The 21668-nt window shown below is 54.7% G+C and carries 13 protein-coding genes; 11 read left to right on the top strand and 2 right to left on the bottom strand.

The window, feature by feature from the left end; genetic code table 11:
- Positions 1 to 279: 279 nt before the first annotated feature.
- The 7 genes from KJW29_RS22805 to KJW29_RS22775 all read left to right on the top strand — a co-directional run bounded on the left by KJW29_RS22805 (position 280) and on the right by KJW29_RS22775 (position 13300).
- Positions 280 to 5343, top strand: coding sequence for a histidine kinase (locus KJW29_RS22805; protein ID WP_214626328.1), 5064 nt, complete (start codon positions 280 to 282; stop codon positions 5341 to 5343).
- Between the two features lie 30 nt (positions 5344 to 5373).
- Positions 5374 to 6030: a response regulator gene (locus KJW29_RS22800; protein WP_214626327.1), complete on the top strand. Its 657-nt coding sequence runs from the start codon at positions 5374 to 5376 to the stop codon at positions 6028 to 6030.
- Between the two features lie 918 nt (positions 6031 to 6948).
- A complete protein-coding gene (locus tag KJW29_RS22795; protein ID WP_214626326.1) occupies positions 6949 to 8295 on the top strand; it encodes an extracellular solute-binding protein in 1347 nt (448 codons plus the stop codon).
- Positions 8296 to 8398: 103 nt separating this feature from the next.
- Complete coding sequence (locus KJW29_RS22790) at positions 8399 to 9292, top strand: carbohydrate ABC transporter permease (protein ID WP_087567368.1); 894 nt, start codon at positions 8399 to 8401, stop codon at positions 9290 to 9292.
- A 16-nt stretch (positions 9293 to 9308) separates the two neighbouring features.
- A complete protein-coding gene (locus KJW29_RS22785; protein ID WP_214626325.1) occupies positions 9309 to 10193 on the top strand; it encodes a carbohydrate ABC transporter permease in 885 nt (294 codons plus the stop codon).
- A 9-nt stretch (positions 10194 to 10202) separates the two neighbouring features.
- Positions 10203 to 12128, top strand: coding sequence for a sensor histidine kinase (locus KJW29_RS22780; RefSeq protein ID WP_214626324.1), 1926 nt, complete (start codon positions 10203 to 10205; stop codon positions 12126 to 12128).
- On the top strand, positions 12125 to 13300 hold the full coding sequence (locus KJW29_RS22775) for a response regulator (RefSeq protein ID WP_214626323.1): 1176 nt from the start codon (positions 12125 to 12127) through the stop codon (positions 13298 to 13300). Before KJW29_RS22780 ends, KJW29_RS22775 begins: the two co-directional genes overlap by 4 nt.
- A gap of 847 nt (positions 13301 to 14147) precedes the next feature.
- On the opposite strand, the gene KJW29_RS22770 is transcribed toward KJW29_RS22775, so the two are convergent.
- On the bottom strand, positions 14148 to 14627 hold the full coding sequence (locus KJW29_RS22770; protein ID WP_214626322.1) for a hypothetical protein: 480 nt from the start codon (positions 14625 to 14627) through the stop codon (positions 14148 to 14150).
- Positions 14628 to 14846: 219 nt separating this feature from the next.
- Here KJW29_RS22770 and KJW29_RS22765 point away from each other — a divergent pair, with 219 nt between their 5' ends.
- The gene (locus tag KJW29_RS22765; RefSeq protein ID WP_214626321.1) at positions 14847 to 15299 is read left to right on the top strand and encodes an AraC family transcriptional regulator; all 453 of its coding nucleotides are present in this window, start codon (positions 14847 to 14849) and stop codon (positions 15297 to 15299) included.
- A 72-nt stretch (positions 15300 to 15371) separates the two neighbouring features.
- Here KJW29_RS22765 and KJW29_RS22760 read toward each other — a convergent pair whose 3' ends face one another.
- Positions 15372 to 16256: an arylamine N-acetyltransferase family protein gene (locus tag KJW29_RS22760; RefSeq protein WP_214626320.1), complete on the bottom strand. Its 885-nt coding sequence runs from the start codon at positions 16254 to 16256 to the stop codon at positions 15372 to 15374.
- Positions 16257 to 16381: 125 nt separating this feature from the next.
- Here KJW29_RS22760 and pdxR point away from each other — a divergent pair, with 125 nt between their 5' ends.
- From pdxR to KJW29_RS22745, 3 genes are all read left to right on the top strand, one after another.
- Positions 16382 to 17842, top strand: coding sequence for a MocR-like pyridoxine biosynthesis transcription factor PdxR (gene pdxR, locus KJW29_RS22755; protein ID WP_214626319.1), 1461 nt, complete (start codon positions 16382 to 16384; stop codon positions 17840 to 17842).
- A gap of 218 nt (positions 17843 to 18060) precedes the next feature.
- Entirely contained in the window at positions 18061 to 19194 is a 1134-nt protein-coding gene (locus tag KJW29_RS22750; RefSeq protein WP_214626318.1) for a glycoside hydrolase family 88 protein, read from the top strand.
- Between the two features lie 19 nt (positions 19195 to 19213).
- Entirely contained in the window at positions 19214 to 21589 is a 2376-nt protein-coding gene (locus KJW29_RS22745) for an AraC family transcriptional regulator (protein WP_214626317.1), read from the top strand.
- Positions 21590 to 21668: the final 79 nt, after the last annotated feature.

The following is a 21668-nucleotide window of genomic DNA, read 5'->3' as shown; positions in this document are numbered from 1 at the left end:
TCATTCTGTCTGTGGTCAGTAGTGAGCAGTGTCATGAATATGTCACGTTACATATGTAAAATAAAGGATTGTATAACGGTCAAAATGATGACAACACTCACTTAAGGTATTGGCGGCAAAGCTTTAGAATATAGGAAAGCTGTTCTGTACGCCGTCATGCGGAGAAATTCTCTGCCCGATTCGCGAGTAATCATCATTTTTTCTTTGAAATCTATATAATAGGTATTGTGTAAATTGTTATTCTATCAGCACCTACAAATCTAGCAGGGTGGCGTAAGCGTGATTGTTATACAAGGATATCGAATTACAGAGTCTGTAGGCGGTGACGAAAAAGTAGGTTTTTTTCGCGTCGTGGGGCAAGAGGACGATACCCGCTATTATGCAAAAACTCCATATGACGTGTACGCGGGCAGAGAGCAGTTCGATGCTTTTCGGTCCGAGTACGCCCTGCTGCGCAAGCTGGAGGGCAAGGGGGCGCTGCAGCCACTTCGACTTGAGGAGACTGGCGAACGTCCTGTCATGCTGTTCCGCGACGACGGCAGCCTGACGCTTGAACAATTGATGAGGACAACGGGACCGTCGTTTCCGCTGCAGGAGAAGCTTGCCGTGGCTATTGCCTTGTCGGAATGCATACGCCGTTTGCACGACAGCCGTATTTCGTTCAATGAATTAACGCCTGATCGTTTACTGATTCGATCGGATTGCTCAAGCGCGGAGGTATGGGATTTAAGGGGCTGTACGGTAGAGAAGCTGCCAGGAGCCGGACATGTGGCTATGCGCCGATCACGCCGTGCTTGGCCGTATCTATCCCCGGAGCAGACGGGGCGGATGGGCATCGTGCCGGATTACCGATCCGATTTCTACTCCCTTGGCGTTATGTTGTATGAATGGTTGACGAATCAACATCCTTTTGAGGTGAATAGCTCCATCGACTACGTGTACCATCACATGGCGACCGTTCCTGTCCCGGCTTGCGAGCGGAATCCATCGATTCCGCGCATGTTATCGGACATTGTGGCGAGGTGTATGGACAAGTCGCGCGAGCACAGATATGACAGCGCGCTTGGACTGAAGGCCGACCTGGAGGAATGCCTGACGCAGCTGCGGACAAGTGGACGCATGAACACCTTTCGACTCGGAGTGCGGGATACGGCTGGCCGATCCGGCATCGAGGATCGATTGCTGGGACGCCAAGCGGAGCGGGATAGACTTGCGGAAGCCGTTAGGCGTGTCATTACGGAAGGCGGAACGTATGCCGTATGGGTATGCGGTGGCGAGGGGCAAGGGAAGACGATGCTAGTGACGGACACAATACGTCGCGTGCTGCCGGCAAACGGCTTGTTCGTCATGGCGGATTCGGTAGAAACAGCGGACTTGGAACGGCCCTTCGGGCTATGGACGGACGTGCTGGATCAACTGGCGGCTTATCTGTTCTCGCTGGAGCAAGGAGAACTTGACGTGTGGAAGGCGCGGATTGCAGAGGCCGCGGCAGGGATGGAGAGCAGCCTGCCTCGATTAGCTCCGAGACTGACGATGCTGCTAGATAGCGCTGCCGCCGTGGAGAGCGCTTGGGAGGATGTCCCCAAGCCCGGAGACGCTGTCCATCTCATATGGGGTCTGTTAAAGCCATTTATGGACCAGAACCGACCTCTGGTGCTGTTCCTGGATCGGCTTGAGCGCTGCGGCCCGGCATCCGCCTCCGTGCTGGCGGAGCTGTTATTAGACCATTCGGATCGGTCCGTCTTGGTCATAGGCGCTTATCGTGAAGAGGAACTGCCGGGAACGAGTCGCATTCATGATCTTCTAAAGCTGCCGATTGGTGACGGAGAAGAGGCTTTGCCTCCGATTCGGCTGCAGTCATACGATGAGCCGTCAATCGGCAAGCTGCTCCATCAGCTGTGGCCCGGCGACATAGCGGACATTGGAGAGATTACCGGCTTGCTGCTGGGCAAAACCGACGGCATCTCGCTTCATCTGAATCAGCTTCTTACGCAAATGAGGGAAGAGGGGATGGTTGCCTATGATGAGCGAGAGCGGGTGCAACGATGCGATCTGGCGCGAGTGGCGGCCATCGAGCTGCCCGAAGCGATTGCCGCTCTCCGCACCGCGCTCATCGGGCAAATGTCCCCGCGGGAACAGGTCTTGCTCGGCACGGCTGCTTTTCTGGGCAGGCAGTTCCGAATACGCGATCTTGAGGAGATAGCCGGCTGTTCAAAAGAAGAATGTATGCAAGGACTCGCCACCCCGGCAATGCGTCTTCTCGTCCGTTCGATTGACGGCGACCTCTTCGCTTTCGAGCACGAGGCCATCCGTCAGTCGGCTTACCTCAGTATCCCCGTCGAGAGAAGAGAGGAACTGCATGAAGAGATCGGCTGGAGGCTGGCGGATATGCGCGGCAAGCCTGGCAGCGTACCGCTTAGCGAGCTCCTCGTCCATTTGAATCGTCCGGACGCAAGGCATACAGCGGCGAAGAGAGTCGCTCTCGCGGAATTGAATCTCGAAGCAGGCACGGCTGCCAAGGAACGGATGAACATCAGAGAAGCAGAGCCGTTCTTGAAGACGGCGACGGGTTTGCTGAAGGATGAATGGGACAACTGCTACCCCCTTGTATTTAAGGTGAACAAGGAGCTGACACAGGCCGATATTTTATTGAAGCGATACGATGATGCCGCCTGTCGGGCGGAGGACTTGCTTAAACGAGCAGCTACCGATGCCGATCGCGTCCAGGCGTACATCTTGATGCTTCAAATGGAGAAAAGCCGTGAGAATTATGATGAGGTACTCCGAATAGGAAGGCTTGCGCTTGCCTTGCTGGGCCAGCGCTACCCTGATAAACCCGGCATAACGGAGGTTCTGCGGAGCTGGTCGTCCATGCGCTGGAGGCTTCGCGGCCGGTCTGTGGAGGCGCTTGGCAAGTCCGCCCCCATGAAGGACGAGCGTGTCAAGCTTGCCATGTCCGTTCTGGTCTACATGAGCCAGTCCAGTTTCGTGCTGCACAAAGGGGAATGGGCTTGCGCCATCTTCCGCATGATCGAGCTTACGGCATCGCACGGTCTCGTACCCGAATCCGGGCATGGCTTCGCAAGCTACGCTTTGCTGCTGGATTTCGTCTTTCGCCGTTATGATACGGCTTATCGCTGGGGCAAGGTTGCCTGCGATGTTGCAAGGGACCAACCGGATATCTATGCCCATGTATACAGCACCTTCTCCATTTGTTTCCTGAGTTGGCGCAAGCATGAGCCCGACTTTCTGATGAAATTCGGGAATGAAGTCAGAGATTCCGTCATTCAGACCGGCGATCTGGCCCTGTTCAACTGGACGTCGATGATTAATTGGGCGCTGCAGATTGAATTTAGTTATCCTCTAGGCTCCATCTATGACAGTTTGATGGCCAATGCCGAATATTTTCTTCTGCCAGAAGCGGATAATCATATCCAACATGCGGCTATTCTGGCAGATATGCTTGTAAAGCTGACGGGGAAAAAGTCGGAACAAGACCCGTTCCCGCCGGTTCCGCTCCATACGGATGTGGTCCTGGATGTGGCGGCGGACGGGGACAACTTTGTCCGAAGCCAAAATTTGTGCGTAAACTTTTATATTACAGGTTACTTGTTCGGCGACTATCAGAAGGCGCTGCAGGCGCTGGATCAATGCGAGAGCATGATTCGGTCGAACTCCAATCAGTTTTTTGATATATCCAGTCAGCATTATTATGTTGTTCTGGTGCTTGATGGACTTTGCGAAGCCGCGAACGATGCGGAAAAAGAAAACTATATCGGCAGGATCAAACGGAGCTTGTCGGCTCTCAAGGCTTTGGCGAAAAAAGTGCCCGGACATCATTTGCACAAGTATGAGCTGGCCAAGGCGGTGCTGTCCCGGCTCAAGGGTGAATTTTCACACGCGGAAAAAGCATACGAGTCAGCTCTGGAAGCAGCGCACAAAGGAGGATATATTCACGATTGCGCTATCATAGCCGAATGTTACGCCAAATATGGGATTCGGCGGAACAAGCCGTTGATCTCCAGATTTTATATGAATGAGGCTTACGAATATTACGTAAAGTGGGGGGCTCTAGCCAAATCAGCAGAGCTGGAGCGCCGCTATGGACATTTGCTCCAACAGGGAAGAAGAGGACATGCGGAAACCGAAAGCATCGACTACTTGGCGGTCATGAAGTCCGCTCAGAGCATATCGGGAGAGATGCGGATGGAGAACCTGCTCTCCATGCTGATGGATACGATGCTTCGCAATGCAGGTGCGGAGTATGGGGCGCTGCTCATACAAGAAGATAAGCAATGGAGCCTGGAGGTTTACGGCACGGCACGGGAGCTAAAGCATGCAAGGACACCGTTAGAAGATGCCCGGGGACTCGTACCCGCTTCGATTATCAGCTATGCGATTCGGACCGGGGAAGAGATCGTTCTGCACGATGCCGCCAAGAGCAGCTTCGGGAGAAACGACGAGGTCTTGCACGGCGGGCTGAAGTCGGTGATGTGCCTGCCGATCCGGATTCAGAATCAGTTGATCGGCATGCTGTATCTGGAGAATAATTTGGCAGCCGGCGTGTTCACTCAGAGCCGTCGCGACGTACTTGCTTTGCTGGGCTCGCAATGCGCCATTTCGATCACCAACGCGAAGTTGTATGAGAGCATTCAGTTCCTGACGAATCACCTGGAGGAGCAGGTCGAGGAGCGGACGCGAGACTTGGAGAAGTCGATGGAGGCGAACTCCGAGGCGCTCGCGGAGATGACGGTGTATGCCGAGCGAACGCGTATCGCGCAGGAGATCCACGATATTGTCGGCCATACGCTGACATCGACCATTCTGCAGATCGAGGCGGGCAAGCGGCTGATCAGCAGGGATGCGGAGAGCGCCGAATCCCGTCTCGGCAGCGCGCAGGATTTGGTGCGCCACAGCTTGAACGAGATACGCAATTCCGTTCATATGCTGAGGGAGGATAAATATTACGATATTGAAGAAGCTCTGCATACTTTGATTCGGGAGACCGAGCTGCATGCGGGCGTCGTCGTACATACGCGCATCGCTCCTATCGGACATTTGTCTTTTCTGCACAAAAAGGTGATTTACCATGCGCTTCAGGAAGGGTTGACGAACGGGCTGCGGCATGGCGGGGCGAAAGCATTCAGCTTTACTCTTATCTTCGAGGCCGGGCAGTACCGGTTTCGATTGGCGGACAACGGCGTTGGCGCGAAAACGATTGAACCGGGTTTCGGACTGAAGATGATGAGAGACCGCGTCAAGCAGCTCCATGGCAAGCTGGACATTGAGCTCGAGCCGGGCAAAGGCTGCATGCTGCGAATCGATTTGCCGTCTGGCGCTTGATTGGCCTGCGGATAGGAGGGGCGAGCGAACATGATTAGAATAGTAATAGCGGACGATCAGATGCTTATCAGAGAAGGGCTTGGCACCATCATCGGACTGGAGGAGGATATGGAGGTGCTTGGCCTTGCGATGAACGGGAGTGAAGCCTACGAATTGACGGCCAGTCTTGCCCCGGACATCGTGCTGATGGATGTCCAGATGCCGGGAATCGACGGGATAACGGCACTCAAACGCATCAAATCGGAATATCCGGCAACCCGGGTGCTTATTCTAACGACTTATCTGGAGGAAAAGTATATTGTTGACGGGCTGGCGGGCGGCGCTATCGGTTATCTGCTGAAGGATATGGACACGAACAGAATGATCGAAGCCATTCGCGATGCCGCCGCAGGGAGATTCATTCTGCCGTCGGAGGTGGCCGCGAAGCTGGCTAGCCGAATTGCGGAGCTGTCGAAGGAGAGCGTCGCGGCCTCGCAGCATTCGACGTTGCGCAGACCCGAATTGACAGAGCGGGAACAAATGGTGGCTGCCCTGATCGTCAAGGGCTGCAGCAACCGCGAAATTGCGGCGCAGCTCCACATTGCCGAAGGCACGGTGCGCAATTATATCAGCACGCTTTATTCCAAGCTGGAGGTATCCGACCGCGTGCAGGCGATTGTGCTGCTCCAGTCGTTGCTTCGCTCTTAAGGTGGCAACAGGCATAGGCCTGGAAGAATGACGGCATTTCATTTCTTATGATTTATATTTAGCAGCAAGCAGCCGTTTAAACCGAGACGGCTGTTTGTTATTTGTACGAGAATTTAACCCGGGAATACAACGGAAATACTACGGACATCTCGTGCGCCAACCGAAGTGCGTCAACCGAAACAGAAACTTTCGAGTTTGCTATGACCTGAAATGCTAATGAAAAGCTAAAAAGCCCCTGGGTCACCCCATCTTCGGTAATCTGTGGGCTGGAGGTCAACTAAATTCCATATCCCTATGCACCGTTTGATCTCACCTTAATAGAGGATGGGATGTGGAAGAAAAAGGAGAAGACAGGATGGAGGTTTGGTATGTGAGTATTAGAGGGTGGAGGAAGAGTGGAGGAAGGAATATGGAGGATTAGAAGGAGGAAGTATGAAGTGCGGGAAAGAAAAATTGGCTTAAGAAAAATAGAAGGAAAACTGCCCTCTAATTCACGAGAGTAACCTCGATTTCGCTGATTATAGGGAAATACGCCCTCTAATTTGCTGCTTTTTTGTACGTATGATGGATTCGAGAGGAATTAGAAGGCATTTTTCCTATTATTTGATTGATGAGGGGGGAATAGACGAAATTAGAGGGACATATTCCCATTAAAGTAGTGGAGCGGGTTATCATCGGCTAGCGGAGCGGGATGTCTCCGAGGAGTTTTGATTACTCCCTAAAGCTGCACAACCCCTCATTCTTCACTCGCCGCCCTCCGCCCTCCGCTCACTCCCCGCGCTCTAGCACTCGCCGTATGCCCGCACCCCTATATTTTCTCCACCTTAAAAAAACAAACATGAACTCCTAATTAACTTTATTGTTAGACCCGTCAGCCTGGCGCATAATTACGTCATAACCATTAAGGGGGAAACACAAATGGCTAACAAAACAACCAAAACATTCAGCGTATTAATGGCTGGCGCCCTGGCGGTCGGTCTTACCGCTTGCGGAGGCAATAACGGAGGCAATACGGGAACAAACGAAGGCGCCGCTGGCGGCAACGGCGGGGATAAAGGCGGAGAAAAAGCGACGATCACGTTCCAGAACATCTACCCGGACTCATCCGATCCGAAATACCAGATGATCCGTACGATCGTAGCCAATTACGAAAAGGATCACCCGGGCGTGAAGATCGAGCTGGATTCCTTGAATACGGACCAACAGAAGCTGAAGCTCAAAACGCAAGCGGCTTCCAAAGAAGTGCCGGACATTACGATCGTGAACCCTGCCGCCCAAATGCAGCCGTTCGTGGAAGCGGACCTGTTCGCTCCGCTCAACGAAATGGTGGAGAAAAACGGCCTCAAGGATACGTTCCAGGAAGGCATTCTGGACTACTACACTTTCGATGGCAACCTGTACGCGCTGCCTGACGGCAACAACATCGGCCTTGTTTATTACAACAAAGCGTTGTTCAAGCAAGCCGGCGTCGAAGTGCCGACGACCTTCGAGGGCATGGTAGAAGCGGCAAAAACGTTAAAAGCAGCCGGTATTACTCCGATTGCAATCGGAGAGAAGGACTCCTGGACGGGTTCGTTCCTCTTTATGAACGTCCTGCTCCGCACGAACGGCCCTGGCTTCCTGCAGGACGTAGCCGACGGCAACAAAACGTTCAATGACCCGGCTTTCGCCGAAGCCGTAGACGCGTTCCAATCGCTGGTTCAAGCCGGTGCCTTCCAGGAGGGCGCAACTTCCTTCGACTATAATGCGGGCGAGAACCTGTTCAAAACGGGCAAAGCGGCCATGTACTATATGGGCAGCTGGGCAACGGGCGGCATCGAGACATCCGAAGTGAACAAGGACGACAACATCGGCGTCTTCAAGTTCCCTACGGTTAACGGCAAAGGCAACCCTGACGAATTCATGCTGGCTCCGGGCTCCGCATTCGCGGTATCCAAGAACAGCAAACATCTGGACGTAACACTGGACTTCCTGAACTACTTCATGCAAAATTACCCGATCGAAGCGTTTAAGGTGAAAGGCGCGGTAGGTGTCGCCCAGACGATCGAAGAGGACTTCGCGGCTGCAGGCTATTCCAACATGGCGATTCAAGTCCTTGATTTGTTTAAGGATGTTAAAGGCGGAGACATCTCCTTCGACAACACGATGAACCCTGGCACGTCCCAAGTCCACTTGACGAGCATCCAGAACCTGTTCGTATCCAAGAAGGACGCGGCGGACGTCGCCAAAGAACATCAAAAAGCTTTCGAAGAAAACAACAAGTAAATGCAATCATAGCCGTTGATGTGGTAACGGAGGGGGCAGCTTGATCGCCGCTCCCTCCGCCCGTGTCGGCTAGCGAAGGTTTTGTGAGAAGGAGATGGATGCCTTGAACGTATTGAAAGTGTCCAAGTGGACCATCGCGGCGTTCGTGCTGCCTTGCGTTTTGTTATATGTCGGTCTGGTTTTTGTACCGATCCTCGTGTCCGTATACAGCGCCATGCTGGATTGGAACGGAATCGGAGCCTCGACGTTCGTCGGGCTGGATAATTTCAAGTACATGCTGACGAGCGACACGGTGTTCTGGCCGGCGGTCGGACGCACCTTCCTGCTTGCGGGATTTTCGATGCTTATTCAATTGCCGCTTGCCCTGTTCGTGTCGATCTTAATTAGCCGTTACGTGCGCAAACCGAATTTTTTGGTTTCCAGTTATTTTCTGCCTGTTATTCTGTCCGTGGTCGTTATTGGCCAACTATGGAAAACGATCTATAACCCCGGATCCATGGGGGGCATGATCAACCAAATTCTCGAAACAATCGGGCTGGAGAGCTGGACCCACTCCTGGCTGACCGAGCCGAAGATCGCGATCTTCGCGATTATCGTCGTAGGCCTGTGGCAGTACCTGGGCTACCATATACTCATCCAGTTCACTGGCGTACAGAACATTCCGGCCGATATCTACGAAGCTGCGAAGATCGACGGCGCAGATGGCTTCAAGGCCGATCGTTATATAACGTTGCCCATGATCATCCCGATCTTCAAAATTTCCGTCGTGCTGTCCTTCATCGGTTCCCTGCAGTCCTTCGACCTGATTATGGTTATGACGGGCGGAGGGCCGGGCAACGCAACCGACGTGATTGCCAGCCATATGTACAAGATGTCGATCCTGTCGCAGAAGTTCGGGTACGGAAGCGCCATCGCGACCTTTCTCGTCGCCGTCTGTCTGATCGCGACCGTCATTATCAACTTCCTGTTCAATCGATTGGACAAAAAGTATACGTAAGAAGGAGGCGCTTGTCATGAGCCGAACCGCGATCACGGCGACCAAGCCAGCCGCGACTGTCCGCACGGGCGGCAGCCGTTTCTCCGTCGCCAAGCCGCTGATCTACATCGTGCTGGGCATCCTGCTCGTCACGCAGCTCTACCCGCTGCTCTGGCTGTTCCTGTATTCGTTCAAAACGAACGACGAGATTCTGTCCGGCAGCTTCTTCTCCTTGCCGTCCGTCTGGCAGATCGAGAACTACAGCGCCGCCATCGAGAGCGGCAATTACTGGAGATACCTCGGCAACAGCCTGTTCGTCACGTCGATTACGATGGCCAGCGTCATCGTGCTGGCTGCTTTGGCCGCTTTCGCCATTACGCGATTCCGCTGGAAGTATGGCCAGCTGGTACTGCTGCTGTTCCTGCTCGGCATGATGATTCCGCTGCAAAGCACGCTGCTGCCGCTTATGATTATTTTCAAAAATATGGACATTCTAAATACGCACCTGTCTCTGATCTTGCCGTACATCGCGTTCCAGACGCCGATCTCGGTCTTCATCCTGAGCGGCTTCATGAAGGCGATCCCGCACGAGATCGAGGAGTCGGCGATTATCGACGGCGCGGGCGTATTTCGGATCTTCCGCGGCATCATTTTGCCGATCTCCGTACCGCCTATTGTGACAGTTTGCATTCTGACCTTCATCAATATTTGGAACGAATACATTCTGGCCGCGACATTCATCTCGTCGGAGAAGCTCAAGACGCTTCCGTTCGGCGTAAACAGCTTCGTCAGCCAGTATTCCGTCAACTATGGCGCCATCGGCGCATTCCTGGTGCTTGGCGCGTTGCCGGTCATCGTCGTCTATTTCCTGCTCTCCGAGCGGATTACAAAAGGGATGGTAGCCGGCGCCGTAAAGGGGTAAGATGGAGAAATGAACAAATTCCAATCCATTCACGGCCGCCTGTTTCCCATGTTCCTTCTTAGCATGCTGGGTCTTCTGCTCGTCGTCACGGTGGTTTATTACCAGCGGGCGACGGAGCAGATCAGGGATCGGGTAGGCTCCATCGCCGAAAAAAATATATCGCAAACCGTCAATCTGTTCGACCTGCTGCTAAGAGGGTATGACAGCGTCACCAAATCGCTGAACAGCAACTATGAGCTCATCCGTCTGCTCAAGCAATACGCCGGATCGGAATCCGTCGAGGCCGTGCAGCTGGAGAAGCGGATTACCGACATTATCGGCGCCATCTTTTATTCGCGCAGCGATACGGTAGGCATCCATATCGTAACCAACTACGACAAGGTGTTCAGCTTCGACCGGACCAACGGAGCCAGCGTCAGGCAATATTCGGAGACGTCCTGGTTTACCGAGCTCAAGGGATCGACGGGGGAGATGAAATGGCTGGGCGTGTTTCCGGAATCGCTAATGAGCGCGGGAATTCAGCGGCCTGTTTTTGCATTCGGGAGACAGTTGTACGAATTTGATACGCTGAAGTCCATCGGCATCGTGCTGATCGAGACGGACGCCGACGCCATCGAGACGGCGCTTACGAACGCAAGCCTTGGGCCGGGGAGCCAGGTTATTATTCGAGGCGCGGGAGGCGAAGAAATCATTCGCACCGGTGTTTCCGAGGGCGTCGAACCGGCCCTTGTGCCAGCGGAATGGCCGGGAACGCTGCGACAGGGAGAGGTCGTCGTGCGCGATTCGGATGACGTCACGTCGACGGCAGCGCGAATCGGCATGGCGGATTGGACGATGATCGGCGTCACGCCGAACAATGAGCTGCGGCTGGAGCTCAGGGAAACGCAGCAATTCCTTGTTACGCTTGCGCTCATTCTCATCGTCGCGGCAACAGTGCTGGCCACTTTCGTCTCGCGTTCGTTCTCCTCGCCGTTCAAGCGGCTCATCCAGCAGATGAAGATGGTCGAACTAGGCAATTTCAAGGGCGAAGTGCAAGTGCGTTCGTATTACGAGATTAACGTGCTCGTCGGCTCCTTCAACCGGATGGTTCAGCAGATGGACGAACTGATCGAGAGGATCAAGCTGGCCTCCATTAGCGAGAAGAATGCGCAGTTGCAAGCCTTGCAATCGCAGGTGAACCCGCACTTCCTGTTCAACACGCTCGATATGATCTACTGGATGCTGGACGAGCGGGAAAACGACCGGTTAGGCCGCGTCATTTTGGCGCTGTCCCGCATCTTCCGCTACAGCAGCGATTGGGAGGAAGCGTCGAAGGCGAAGCTTCGGCTGGAGCTGGAGCAATTCAGGCATTATTTTACGATTATCGAGACTCGCTTGGGGGATAGAGTGACGACCTCCATCGAGGTCGAGGAGAAGTGGCTGGATATCGAAGTTCCGAAAATGATTCTTCAGCCCATCGTGGAGAACGCGGTCAAATACGGGCTGGAGCCGCTGAACCGTCCGGGTCTGCTTCGCGTCTATTCCAGAGAGGCCGACGGCGGCCGGGTAGAAATCGTCGTGGAGGACGACGGCGTCGGCATGGATGAAGAAACGCTCGCAAGGCTGAGCAACATGCTGGAGGAGCATTCCGTCATGCCGGGGCAGTCAGGCTGGGGATCATCCCATAAGTCGACTCTGCCTAATCGCGCTTCGGACGCTTCGAAAGAAATCGGAATAGAGGATAACAGATCGATCGGCGATGCAGGGAGCATGTTGGCTTCGGGCGGCGTCGGGCAGTCGCAAGAGCGGAGGGGCATCGGGCTGCTCAACGTCCACCGCCGTATCCGGCTCATGTTCGGAGAAACGTACGGACTTCGTATCGAAAGCGTCAAGGGGCAAGGGACGGCTGTTATCGCGTCGTTCCCGGCTCAAGGGAGGGAGGAGGCAAAGGGATGAACATTCTGGTCGTCGACGACGAAGAAGTGATAAGGAGCGGTGTTGAGCGGACGATACGCAAAGCGTTCCCGCAGCATCGCGTGGTCATGGCGGACAGTCCCGAAGCGGCCGTGGAGCTGCTCAAGAGCCTGCCAATCGATCTGGTGCTGACCGATGTGCTTATGCCGGGCATGACGGGGCTGGAGCTTATCGAAGTATCGCGGGGCCGACACTCCCATATCAAGTGGATCGTTATCTCGGCTTACTCCGAATTCGCTTACGCGAAGGAGGCCGTGCGTCTCGGGGCGAAGGATTATTTGCTGAAGCCGATCGGCAAGGATACGCTGATCGGCAAGATCAAGGAGCTGGAATTGGAGATCGAGAAGGAGAACGAACGGAACAAGGAAGCCCAGCTGCTGTCTCGCAATCTCCGCTTCCTGCGCGAAGCGATCTTTGCCAGATGGGCTTCCGATCTTGATCTGGGAGGCATCGATCTGGCGCCATTTGTAGGCAACCATCCTTACTTTCATCTCATCATGCTGCGTCTCGACAGCGAAACCGATCTCGGGCTGGAGCACTTTATCGTGGAAAACGTCATGTCCGAGCTGATCGACTCCGCTGGAGACGGGTTCGTCGCCAGCGTCGACTCCAAGAGTCTGCTTGGACTCGTCACGTTGCGGGAGGAACAGGGGGTGGGTCCGCTGATCGAGCAGATGCGTTCGCATCTCAAGCGGTATCTCAAGATACCGTTCCAGGTCGTGCACTCCGACCGGATTACCGACCTGGACGCCGTGCCGGAGCAGGTCAAGAGGATGCGCAAGTCGTCGGAATCGCAGGTCTACGATCATTATGCCAGCGGCGGCGAGAAGGCGGTGGAGGTGGCGATTCAGTATATTCGGTCCCATATGGCCTCCGAGCTGACGCTGGAGAAGGTGTCCTCCGTCGTCTATTTAAACCCTGTGTACTTCAGCCAGTTGTTCAAGCAGAAGACGGGCGGCGGCTTCAAGGAATACGTGACGGGGCTGCGTCTCGAGCGCGCGATGGAGCTGCTCCGGGACTCGGAGCTCAAGATCGGCGAGATCGCCGAGAAGGTGGGTTATCCCGACGTCCGCCACTTCTCCCAGATCTTCCGCAAGAAGGCAGGCTGCACGCCTTCGGAATACCGGCAGAACACGACAGCACCAACCCTTTAGGACCCATCGGGTCTAGGCGGGAAGCGGAATTGCCCCTCTATTGCATGAGTCGACCTGTCCTTTATTGGGCAGGTTTTTTTGGTGCGGATGGAATGGCGCTGGGGCTGGGGCTGTGTTGGGGCTGTGCGGCTAACGGACACTAGCGACGTTATTGGGGCGGAAAATGCCGATTTCCAATTCTAACAGACAGGAAAGACCCTATTGGGGGCCGTGGAGCGGTTTGGAGAGGTCTTTGGCCCATATAGCGTCGTTCTTGTCTCTTAGAATACGAGTGCGGGCGATTTCATCATAATAAGGTTTCCCATGGGGGTGTCTATTCATTGTGCAAAGATGAAATTGCGGGCAAGTGTCCGGTTAGAAATGAACGGGAGCAACTGTAACGGAAATGAAAAGCGTTATTTCGGCAAAAAGCGGCACTTCGCAATTCTAATGGAACTGACAGCCCTTATGATGGGCAAAAGTCCGCGATTTGCCTGGATTTCTCACGAATAACGTCGCAGAGTTCCGTTTAGATTTTAATATCACGCCAAACGATCCATATAAGGGCCCTTATTTCCGTTAACAGGTTGGCGATGATGGATTGCAGCTTCATTTCCAGCTTTGCACACAATGAATCGACGGCCTCCCCATGTCCGTTAGCGTTCTGCATCATCGTGTTGAACCGTCGTTATTCCTGCATGGCCCGTCGCTGTTATTCCCGGCATGGGCCGCCGCCGGACTTGCCGCCTACTGGGGAAGCTGCTGCCTGATCCGATGGGGCTGTTTCCCTTGCTGAAGTAGCAGCTGATCGCCATCGTGCTCCTATTCAATGCTGTCGCTCTCTACAGTTTCTTGTACTCGCTGCATGTCAGCCCACGACATGCATATAGGCCAGGCACGCAAGCCAAATGGAAAGAGGCAGAAGCAGGCTGGCCAGCGCGAACTGTATGGTGTACGATTTCTTGCGGAATAAAGCAAGAAGGGTATCGGCCAGGAAAAATAAGACGGCTGCCAAAAGGCTGATATACAGCAGAATCAGACCAAAAGCGATATGCAGGATGGCCGATATAACCAGTCGCAGCCATAGATGCGATGTTGCGGCACGGGAGATCAGCTCGCTAATAACGGATGTCATGACTCCGTAGATATAAATAGCGGGTGCAGCATACATCATATAAACCATCGTATAGCCAATGGCTTCGTGCAGGCGGTCGCCCAAAGAATAATAGCTGGCATTGTCGCCAAATGGATCGGGACCAAACCAGGCGTAAAGGATCGAAAATAAGGGAGTCGCAATAGCTGCGCTTATCAGCTTTCTCATGAACATTTGTTTGAAAGACACCTGCATATTGCGGTATTCCCCCTTCGTGCAGAACACACTCCGCGTTCCATTACTTGCATCATACTGCACAAAGGACTATGCAAGAAGTTCTATCTTTTATAGTACCATCGTATAATCAATGTTATTAAATGTAAATATTTTCATTTTAATATAATCATGCATATCTTTTTATATTATGTTAGCATTCGATGGGTAACGCATAATGAACCGAAAGGGAATGGTGCTATGGAGATGAAAATGGAGATTCTTCCGAATTACCGCCTTGCCTACGTGAGGCAGACGGGGCCATACGGCCCGGCCAATACTCTAGCCATGCAACAAATAAAGGAATGGTCGAAGGCGAAGGGGCTGCTTACGGATTCGACCGTATTATTGGGAATCGCCAACGACGATCCTCGAACAACTTCACCCCAGGAATGCAGATACGATGCTTGTATTGTTCTTGCCGACCATAACGCGATTGATGAGTCGATCGGCAAAATGGGGTTCGTTGGCGGAGAATACGCGATATTTACGGTCAAACATACGTCAGAAGATGTTCAAAGAGCATGGGGCGCTATTTTCCCGGCTCTGCACAATAGAGGGCTTCGTCAGGCCGATAAGCCGATTATCGAAAGATACGTCGGCAATATGGAAATCCATGATTTTTGCGAAATTTGCGTGCCGGTCGAACGGTAATCCTGTCGGCGCAGCGGAATGAAAATCAAAGTTTAAAGCGATTTCTGTTGCCCGGCGCGGCAAGACAGCGGCTTAGCCGTCGACCGCGCCGGCTTGTTCCCGCGACCGCAACCACTCCTCGTGCCAGCCTCGCACCAGCTTCCACAAGGCATCCCGGTCTGCCGAGTCATAGGCGACAAGAGGTTCGCCGAACACGTCTCCGAGCACGTCCAGCCATTGGGATTGAGAAGCGAGCTCCGTTTTGGTTATATGCCCTCCCTCGCGCCTGCTCCACACGCAGCCCCGCAATTCGTTGCTGCCAGTCGCATGACGATGGCGAAGCAAAAACGTATGCAGCCAAGGGGATTCCGGCGATGTGCTGTAATAGGCGTGTTTGTCGTAGAACGGGGTCAAATCCTGAACGATCTCCGGCGCCACGTCGACCCCGGCGAACGTCGCTAGGGGGTCATGCACAAGCCGCCAGCCGTTCTCCGCCAGTTCCGAATGCGTTACGGTATAAGCAAAGGGTCCCTGATGATAGATTCCTTCCGCAAGAGGAAGCGGATCATGGGGCATATCGCCGAGCCCCGCATCCGCGATCCAAAGCTCCTCTTCGCCGTCCTCATTGCTCGTTCCGACCGTAAGAGCCAGATGAAAGCCGTTGATCCTTGGTTCCATGCCTGAGGGCTGCACGCCCGCCCGATGCCAGTTCACGCGGAATCCCAAAGAACGAAGCAGCGTGCCGAACGCCCCGTTTAAGTGGAAGCAGTAGCCGCTTCTCCCGCTCAAGACAAGTCCGACGGAATGCTCAAGATCGATGGACGCCGGTCTGCCGGCGACGATATCGAGCGTTTGCCAGGACAGCCGCTCCACGTGGGCGCGGTGCAATCGTTTTAAGTACGAATAGCTCGGCGCTTCGATGTCCGATATATCCAGCCGCTTTAGATAGGCTTTTATTTCCGTTGCGGTAAGTATCATAAGAGCATCTCTCCTTCATCATTGCGGGTTCATGCAGCTTACTTTACAATAAAACTGACTTGCAATAAATGGACAGAATTCGCAAAAATTAAAAGACAGATTGACCTCGATGAGGAGGGACAAATATGCTGGACATTTGGCTGGACGCCGACTCGGGCTCCAACCAGCCTCAATACAGGCAGCTTTATGATGAAATCCGTAATCGGATTACGAACGGAAGCATTGCGGACGGATCGAGGCTTCCTTCCGTACGGGCGCTGCAAGCCGCGCTTCAGCTGAGCAAGACGCCGATCGAAACCGCGTATCAGATGCTTGTCGCCGAGGGGTACGCCGTGAGCAAACCGCGATCCGGGCTGTTCGCCGTAGCTCCCCGAGCGGGAACGATCCCGGACGCGGGGAAACAGAAGCATGGGAGGGCGGGGTTATACCCCGACATCCCGCTGTCGGAACGGCAATTCCGGGAGGGCGTTCTCCAGCCCCCAAAAGCTTTTCGCATCGACTTCAACACGGTTGGCGTGGATGCGGCTTTGTTTCCGCTTCGGGCGTGGAAGAAGGCGCTGCATGATACGCTTGAGCATGAATTCCTGAATCACAGCGGTTACGGAGACCCGCAGGGGGAGTATGAGTTGCGCGCCATACTGGCGGAGTATCTCGGACAATCGCGGGGCGTAGTCTGTTCGCCGGAGCAGATCGTCGTCGGCGTGGGCATGGCCGGCAGCCTGAAGGTGATCTTGTCTCTGCTGGATCCCATCGCAATCGCGGCGATCGAGGAGCCCGGCTTCCGGACCGTCAGGGATGTATTTCTGGCGGCCGGAACCGTCGTGGAGCCTATCCCCGTCGGAGAGCTGGGCATCCGTCTGGAGGGGCTTGCGGAGAGCAAGGCGGATATCGTCTACGTCACGCCTTCGCATCAATTTCCTACCGGCGCGGTTATGCCGTACGGAGAACGCTTGAAGTTGCTGGAATGGGCAAGGGAGAGGGGCGCTTACATTATCGAGGACGATTATGACGGGGAATTTCGTTACCGGGGCAAGCCGATCCCCTCCATGCAAAGCCTTGATCCCGAAGGCAGAGTGATCTATGTCGGGACGTTTTCGAAGGCGTTCGCGCCCGCCTTCCGCATGAATTACATGGTCATACCGGAAGCGCTGCTGCCCCGGCTGGGCGCCATTGGCCATCTGCTAAGCGTTCCTTCCCGCATGGACCAATTGGCCATGCGGACATTTATCGAGCAGGGGCATTGGTATCGGCATATCCGCCGGATGCGCAATGCCTATCGAAGAAAGCATCAGCGATTATCGCAGCTCCTGCAGGAGCATTTTGGAGACGCCATCGCCGTCTCCGGCGGCAGCGCCGGACTCCATATCGGCGTAACCGTGCGGACGGAGCGCTCGGCGGCAGAGCTGATGGAGCTGGCCGCGGACGAAGGCGTTCGGGTTTACGACTACGCCCGAACCTGGATGGGGTCGGTTCCCGGCAAGGGGGAGGCGACCGTGTACCTGGGCTTCGGCGACCTGAGCGAGGAGGAGCTGGCGTTAGGAGTGTCGTTGCTGCGCGAAGCGTGGGGGGAAGCGATTGCTAGATGAGGACCGCTCATGGTGGAGAATTCCAGCTATGAGACTTCGGGAGAGCGGGAAGAAAAGGCGATAGTCGGATTGATGGCGCAGTGGAATGGCTTATACATGGAATCTGTCTTACAAACAGGCAGCCAATCGTACAGATGTATCGTTCGTAGAAGGCCCCCTCCTTGATACAATTGGTTTGGACGATTCGTCGTCCGAATAAGGAGGAGGTAGGAGAAGGGATGTTAACAGAATTTCAGCAAGAAATTGACAGGATAATCGAAAAGATTGATCGAAATATGGAGGCGTACGGAGCAAGATTCCCACATCTCCATCGGGAGGGGCGTTACGCCGAGAATTTTGCGGAAGACGGAAGTTGGACAGGGTCGTTCTGGACCGGCATGGTGGGACTTGCCTACCGAGTGACGGGAGATTCGCGATATATCGACTACTTGCAGCACTATTTTCCGCTTTATCAAGAACGCTTGAGAACCGGTTATACCGATCACGATTTAGGTTTCCTATATCAGTTGTATGCCGTCGAGGCGTACCGGCTGACGGATGACGAGAAGTACCGGCGCCTTGCCGTGGACGCCGCGGACAAGCTGCTGGAGAGATACAATGAGCGCGGACAATTTATCCGGGCATGGGGTCCGCTGCATACCGACGAACGCAGGGGGAAGATCATCATTGATTGTATGATGAATCTGCCTTTGCTTTATGAGGCGAGCGCGTTGACGGGCGCAAGCAAGTACCGCGAGGCCGCGGAAGGCCATGCGGACAGCTCGCGCAAGCATTTGCTCAGGGCGGATGCTTCGACCTACCATACATTCGACTTTGATCCCGATAGCGGCGAGCCGATTGGCGGCCGCTGCGAGGACGGTTATGCCGACGAGTCGACCTGGTCGCGCGGACAGGCATGGGGTGTCTACGGCTTTCAAATGTCGTACGAATGGACGGGGCGGCAGGAGTTTAGGGAGACGGCGGAGCGGATGGCGGACTACTTCATCCGCAACTTGCCGTCTGATCAGGTGCCGCTATGGGACTTCCGGCTGCCTGAGGGCGCGATCAAGCTAAAGGATACTTCGGCAGCCGCCATTGCGATATCCGGATTGTTCGATCTGGCCGATGCGCTTGCGGCGGATAAGCCCGAGCGGGCTGCGGAGCTTCGGAGACGGGCGCTGGACATGTTAAGCGCCCTCGTCGGCTATTCCTCGGCCTCCGATCCCGCCGTCAGCGGTATTCTCTCATGTTGTTATGGAAGGACTGAGGGAAGGCGATCGCATATGTATACGATTTGGGGCGATTACTATTATTTGGAGGCGCTTCTTAAGGCAACGGGCCGCAACTGGCATATGTGGTCGAGAGAAAGATAGAGACAGAGGGGGCGGCGGAATGATTAGCGGGTGGATGCAAGGCTGGCGACAGCGAAAGGACAGCGCGATGGTGCCGTTATTCGCTTCTTATATCGTCATCTTGCTGCTGGCCATTGTGATCGGCAGTATGCTGTATTGGAAAGCAACGACGATCGTACAGCATACCGTGGAAAACTCGAACGCCGCGATGCTGCAGCAGTTGCGCGAGGTGGTGGACGGACGACTGCGGGAGATCGAGCAATTGGAGCAGCAGATCGCGTTTCATCCCAAACTTGGGAAGCTGCTGAACAGCGATAGGGTCCTTGCCGAGCAGGAGGCGTACGCGGTCGTTGAATTTGCCAGCGAGTTGAGGCGGTTCAAGACACTAGCCAATCTGCTCATCTATGACTTTTATATTTATGCGGACGCTTCGCAGACACTGGTCGGCCCCGGCGTAAAATCGACGCCGCAAATCTTGTTCGACGGGGTATATAGATTTCCGGGCAAATCAAGCAAGGATTGGACAGAAGAATTTCAGCGGCTGGCGATGCGGAAGTACGATCCGTCTGTCTCCGTGCAGTCGAGCGACGGCGCTCCGCTGAGTCTGATTACCTATCGGCAGTCGCTGCCATACGGCAATCCCGGCGATGTGCGCGGATCGCTTATCGTAATGATCGACGAGTCGCAGCTCCGCGCGTTATTCGACAAGTTGGCCGCTGTCAACCAAGGCGAGATTTATATCGTCGACAGCGAGAATCGGATCGTCAGTTCTACGGCGACGAACGGCAGCTCTTCCAGCGCCGGCTTGTTCAGCTACGGCGGGCTGAACGGAGAAACGGGCAAGCAGGAGCTGGTTTCGGAAGGAGAGGCGACGATAGCTTCTTACACGACCTCCGGAGTCAACGGCTGGAAGTATGTATATGTTGTTCCGAGCGACGTTTTTCTCGATCAGGTTTACACCGTCAAGAAGTGGGCGTTGATTTTGCTGACTCTATGCGTCGTAGGGGGCGTTGCAGCTTCCTTATATTTGGCTTACCGCAATTATAGGCCGGTGCGCGACGTTGTAAGGGCTATCCGGACATGGAGAGCTTCGGATACGGTGCAGGAGCAGGCCGGGGGCGAATACGATCTTATTCGAAGCACGATCGAATCCGCCCGCCTGACCGAGTCGCGGCTGCGGGAGCGACTGGAGCAACAGTCGCCGATTATCCGCGTCAATTTTCTGCGTCGCCTCATTAGAGGTTACGCCGATCCGGCAGAATTAAAGCCGGAGGCGCTGGTCTTTGCCGGGTTCTCTTTTCAGTGGCAGTCGTTCGCGGTGCTGCTGATCGAGGTTGATGATATCAGCGGCTTCGCCCAGGCCGGAGAACGGGAATGGCCGTTTGTCAGCTTCATTATCGCCAATATCGCCGGAGAGCTGGCGAACGAGCGGCATCAGGGCTATCCGGTGGAGCTCGATCGCGGTCGCGTAGCGATGCTGGTTAATGTCCGCCAGGAGAGGGAGGGAGAGGCCGCAGCCGATCTCAAAGCGGTCGCGGGAGGTTTGTCGACCCTGCTTGCCGACCGCTTCCGCTTGCAGGCGACGGTGGCGGTCGGAGGTCCGGTCTCTGGCGCCTCGCGGATTGGCGAAGCTTTCCTTGCCGCGCTTGCCGCGCTGGAGGAAGAGCTTTCCCTCGGCAGAGAACATCCTGCCGCCGGTCCGACCGGAGGCGCAGGCGACCTCGTGCCTATGTCAGCGGAGCCGGATGAGACAGGCTACTACTACCCGTTGGAGGCTGAGCAGCAGCTCCTTAATGTCGTTAAGAGCGGCGATTCGGAGCGGGCCATCAAGCTGCTGGACGCGATCTGCGCGGATAACTTCGACAAGCGGGGCATTTCAGCCGTATCGGGACGTTACTTGCTCGTTCATCTGACTGGCACGATGTATCGTCTTTTGCAGAGCCATCCCGGCTTGAAGCAGCTCGTAACCGAACAACTGGTTTCCCTGGATAATAAGGGAGGAGACCTTGACGAAGCATTTGGCGAACTTAAGCGAGTGTATGTCGCATTATGCGGGCTATTGCGTGAGCGGCGAGGCGACGCGGGGGATCGTCTGCTCTCAGGCGTACGGGAACATATCGAGCGGCATTACGGCGACAATATGCTTAGCGTCAACTCTATCGCCGATGCGTTCGAGCTGACGCCACAATATTTGTCGACCGTGTTCAAGAAGGCAAGCGGTCAAAATTTGGCGGATTATATCGCAGAGGTTCGGCTTCGCGAAGCCAAGCGGCTTCTGGCCGATACTTCGGAGACATTGGCGGCGATCGCCCTTCGTGTCGGATACGCCAACGATATCGGATTTATCCGTTTTTTCAAAAAATACGAGGGCGTGACGCCAGGTGCCTACCGCACCAGCTTGGATACGGATAGGTAATAGGAGTGATAGATAACCCCGGTTCTTACAAGCAGTTAGCCGATCTTAGCAGGAGGCAATACCGTTCGAGGCTAGCCGG

Source organism: Paenibacillus agaridevorans, from assembly GCF_018604145.1.
Classification (GTDB): domain Bacteria; phylum Bacillota; class Bacilli; order Paenibacillales; family Paenibacillaceae; genus Pristimantibacillus; species Pristimantibacillus agaridevorans.
This window is presented reverse-complemented; position numbering and strand designations above follow the sequence as displayed.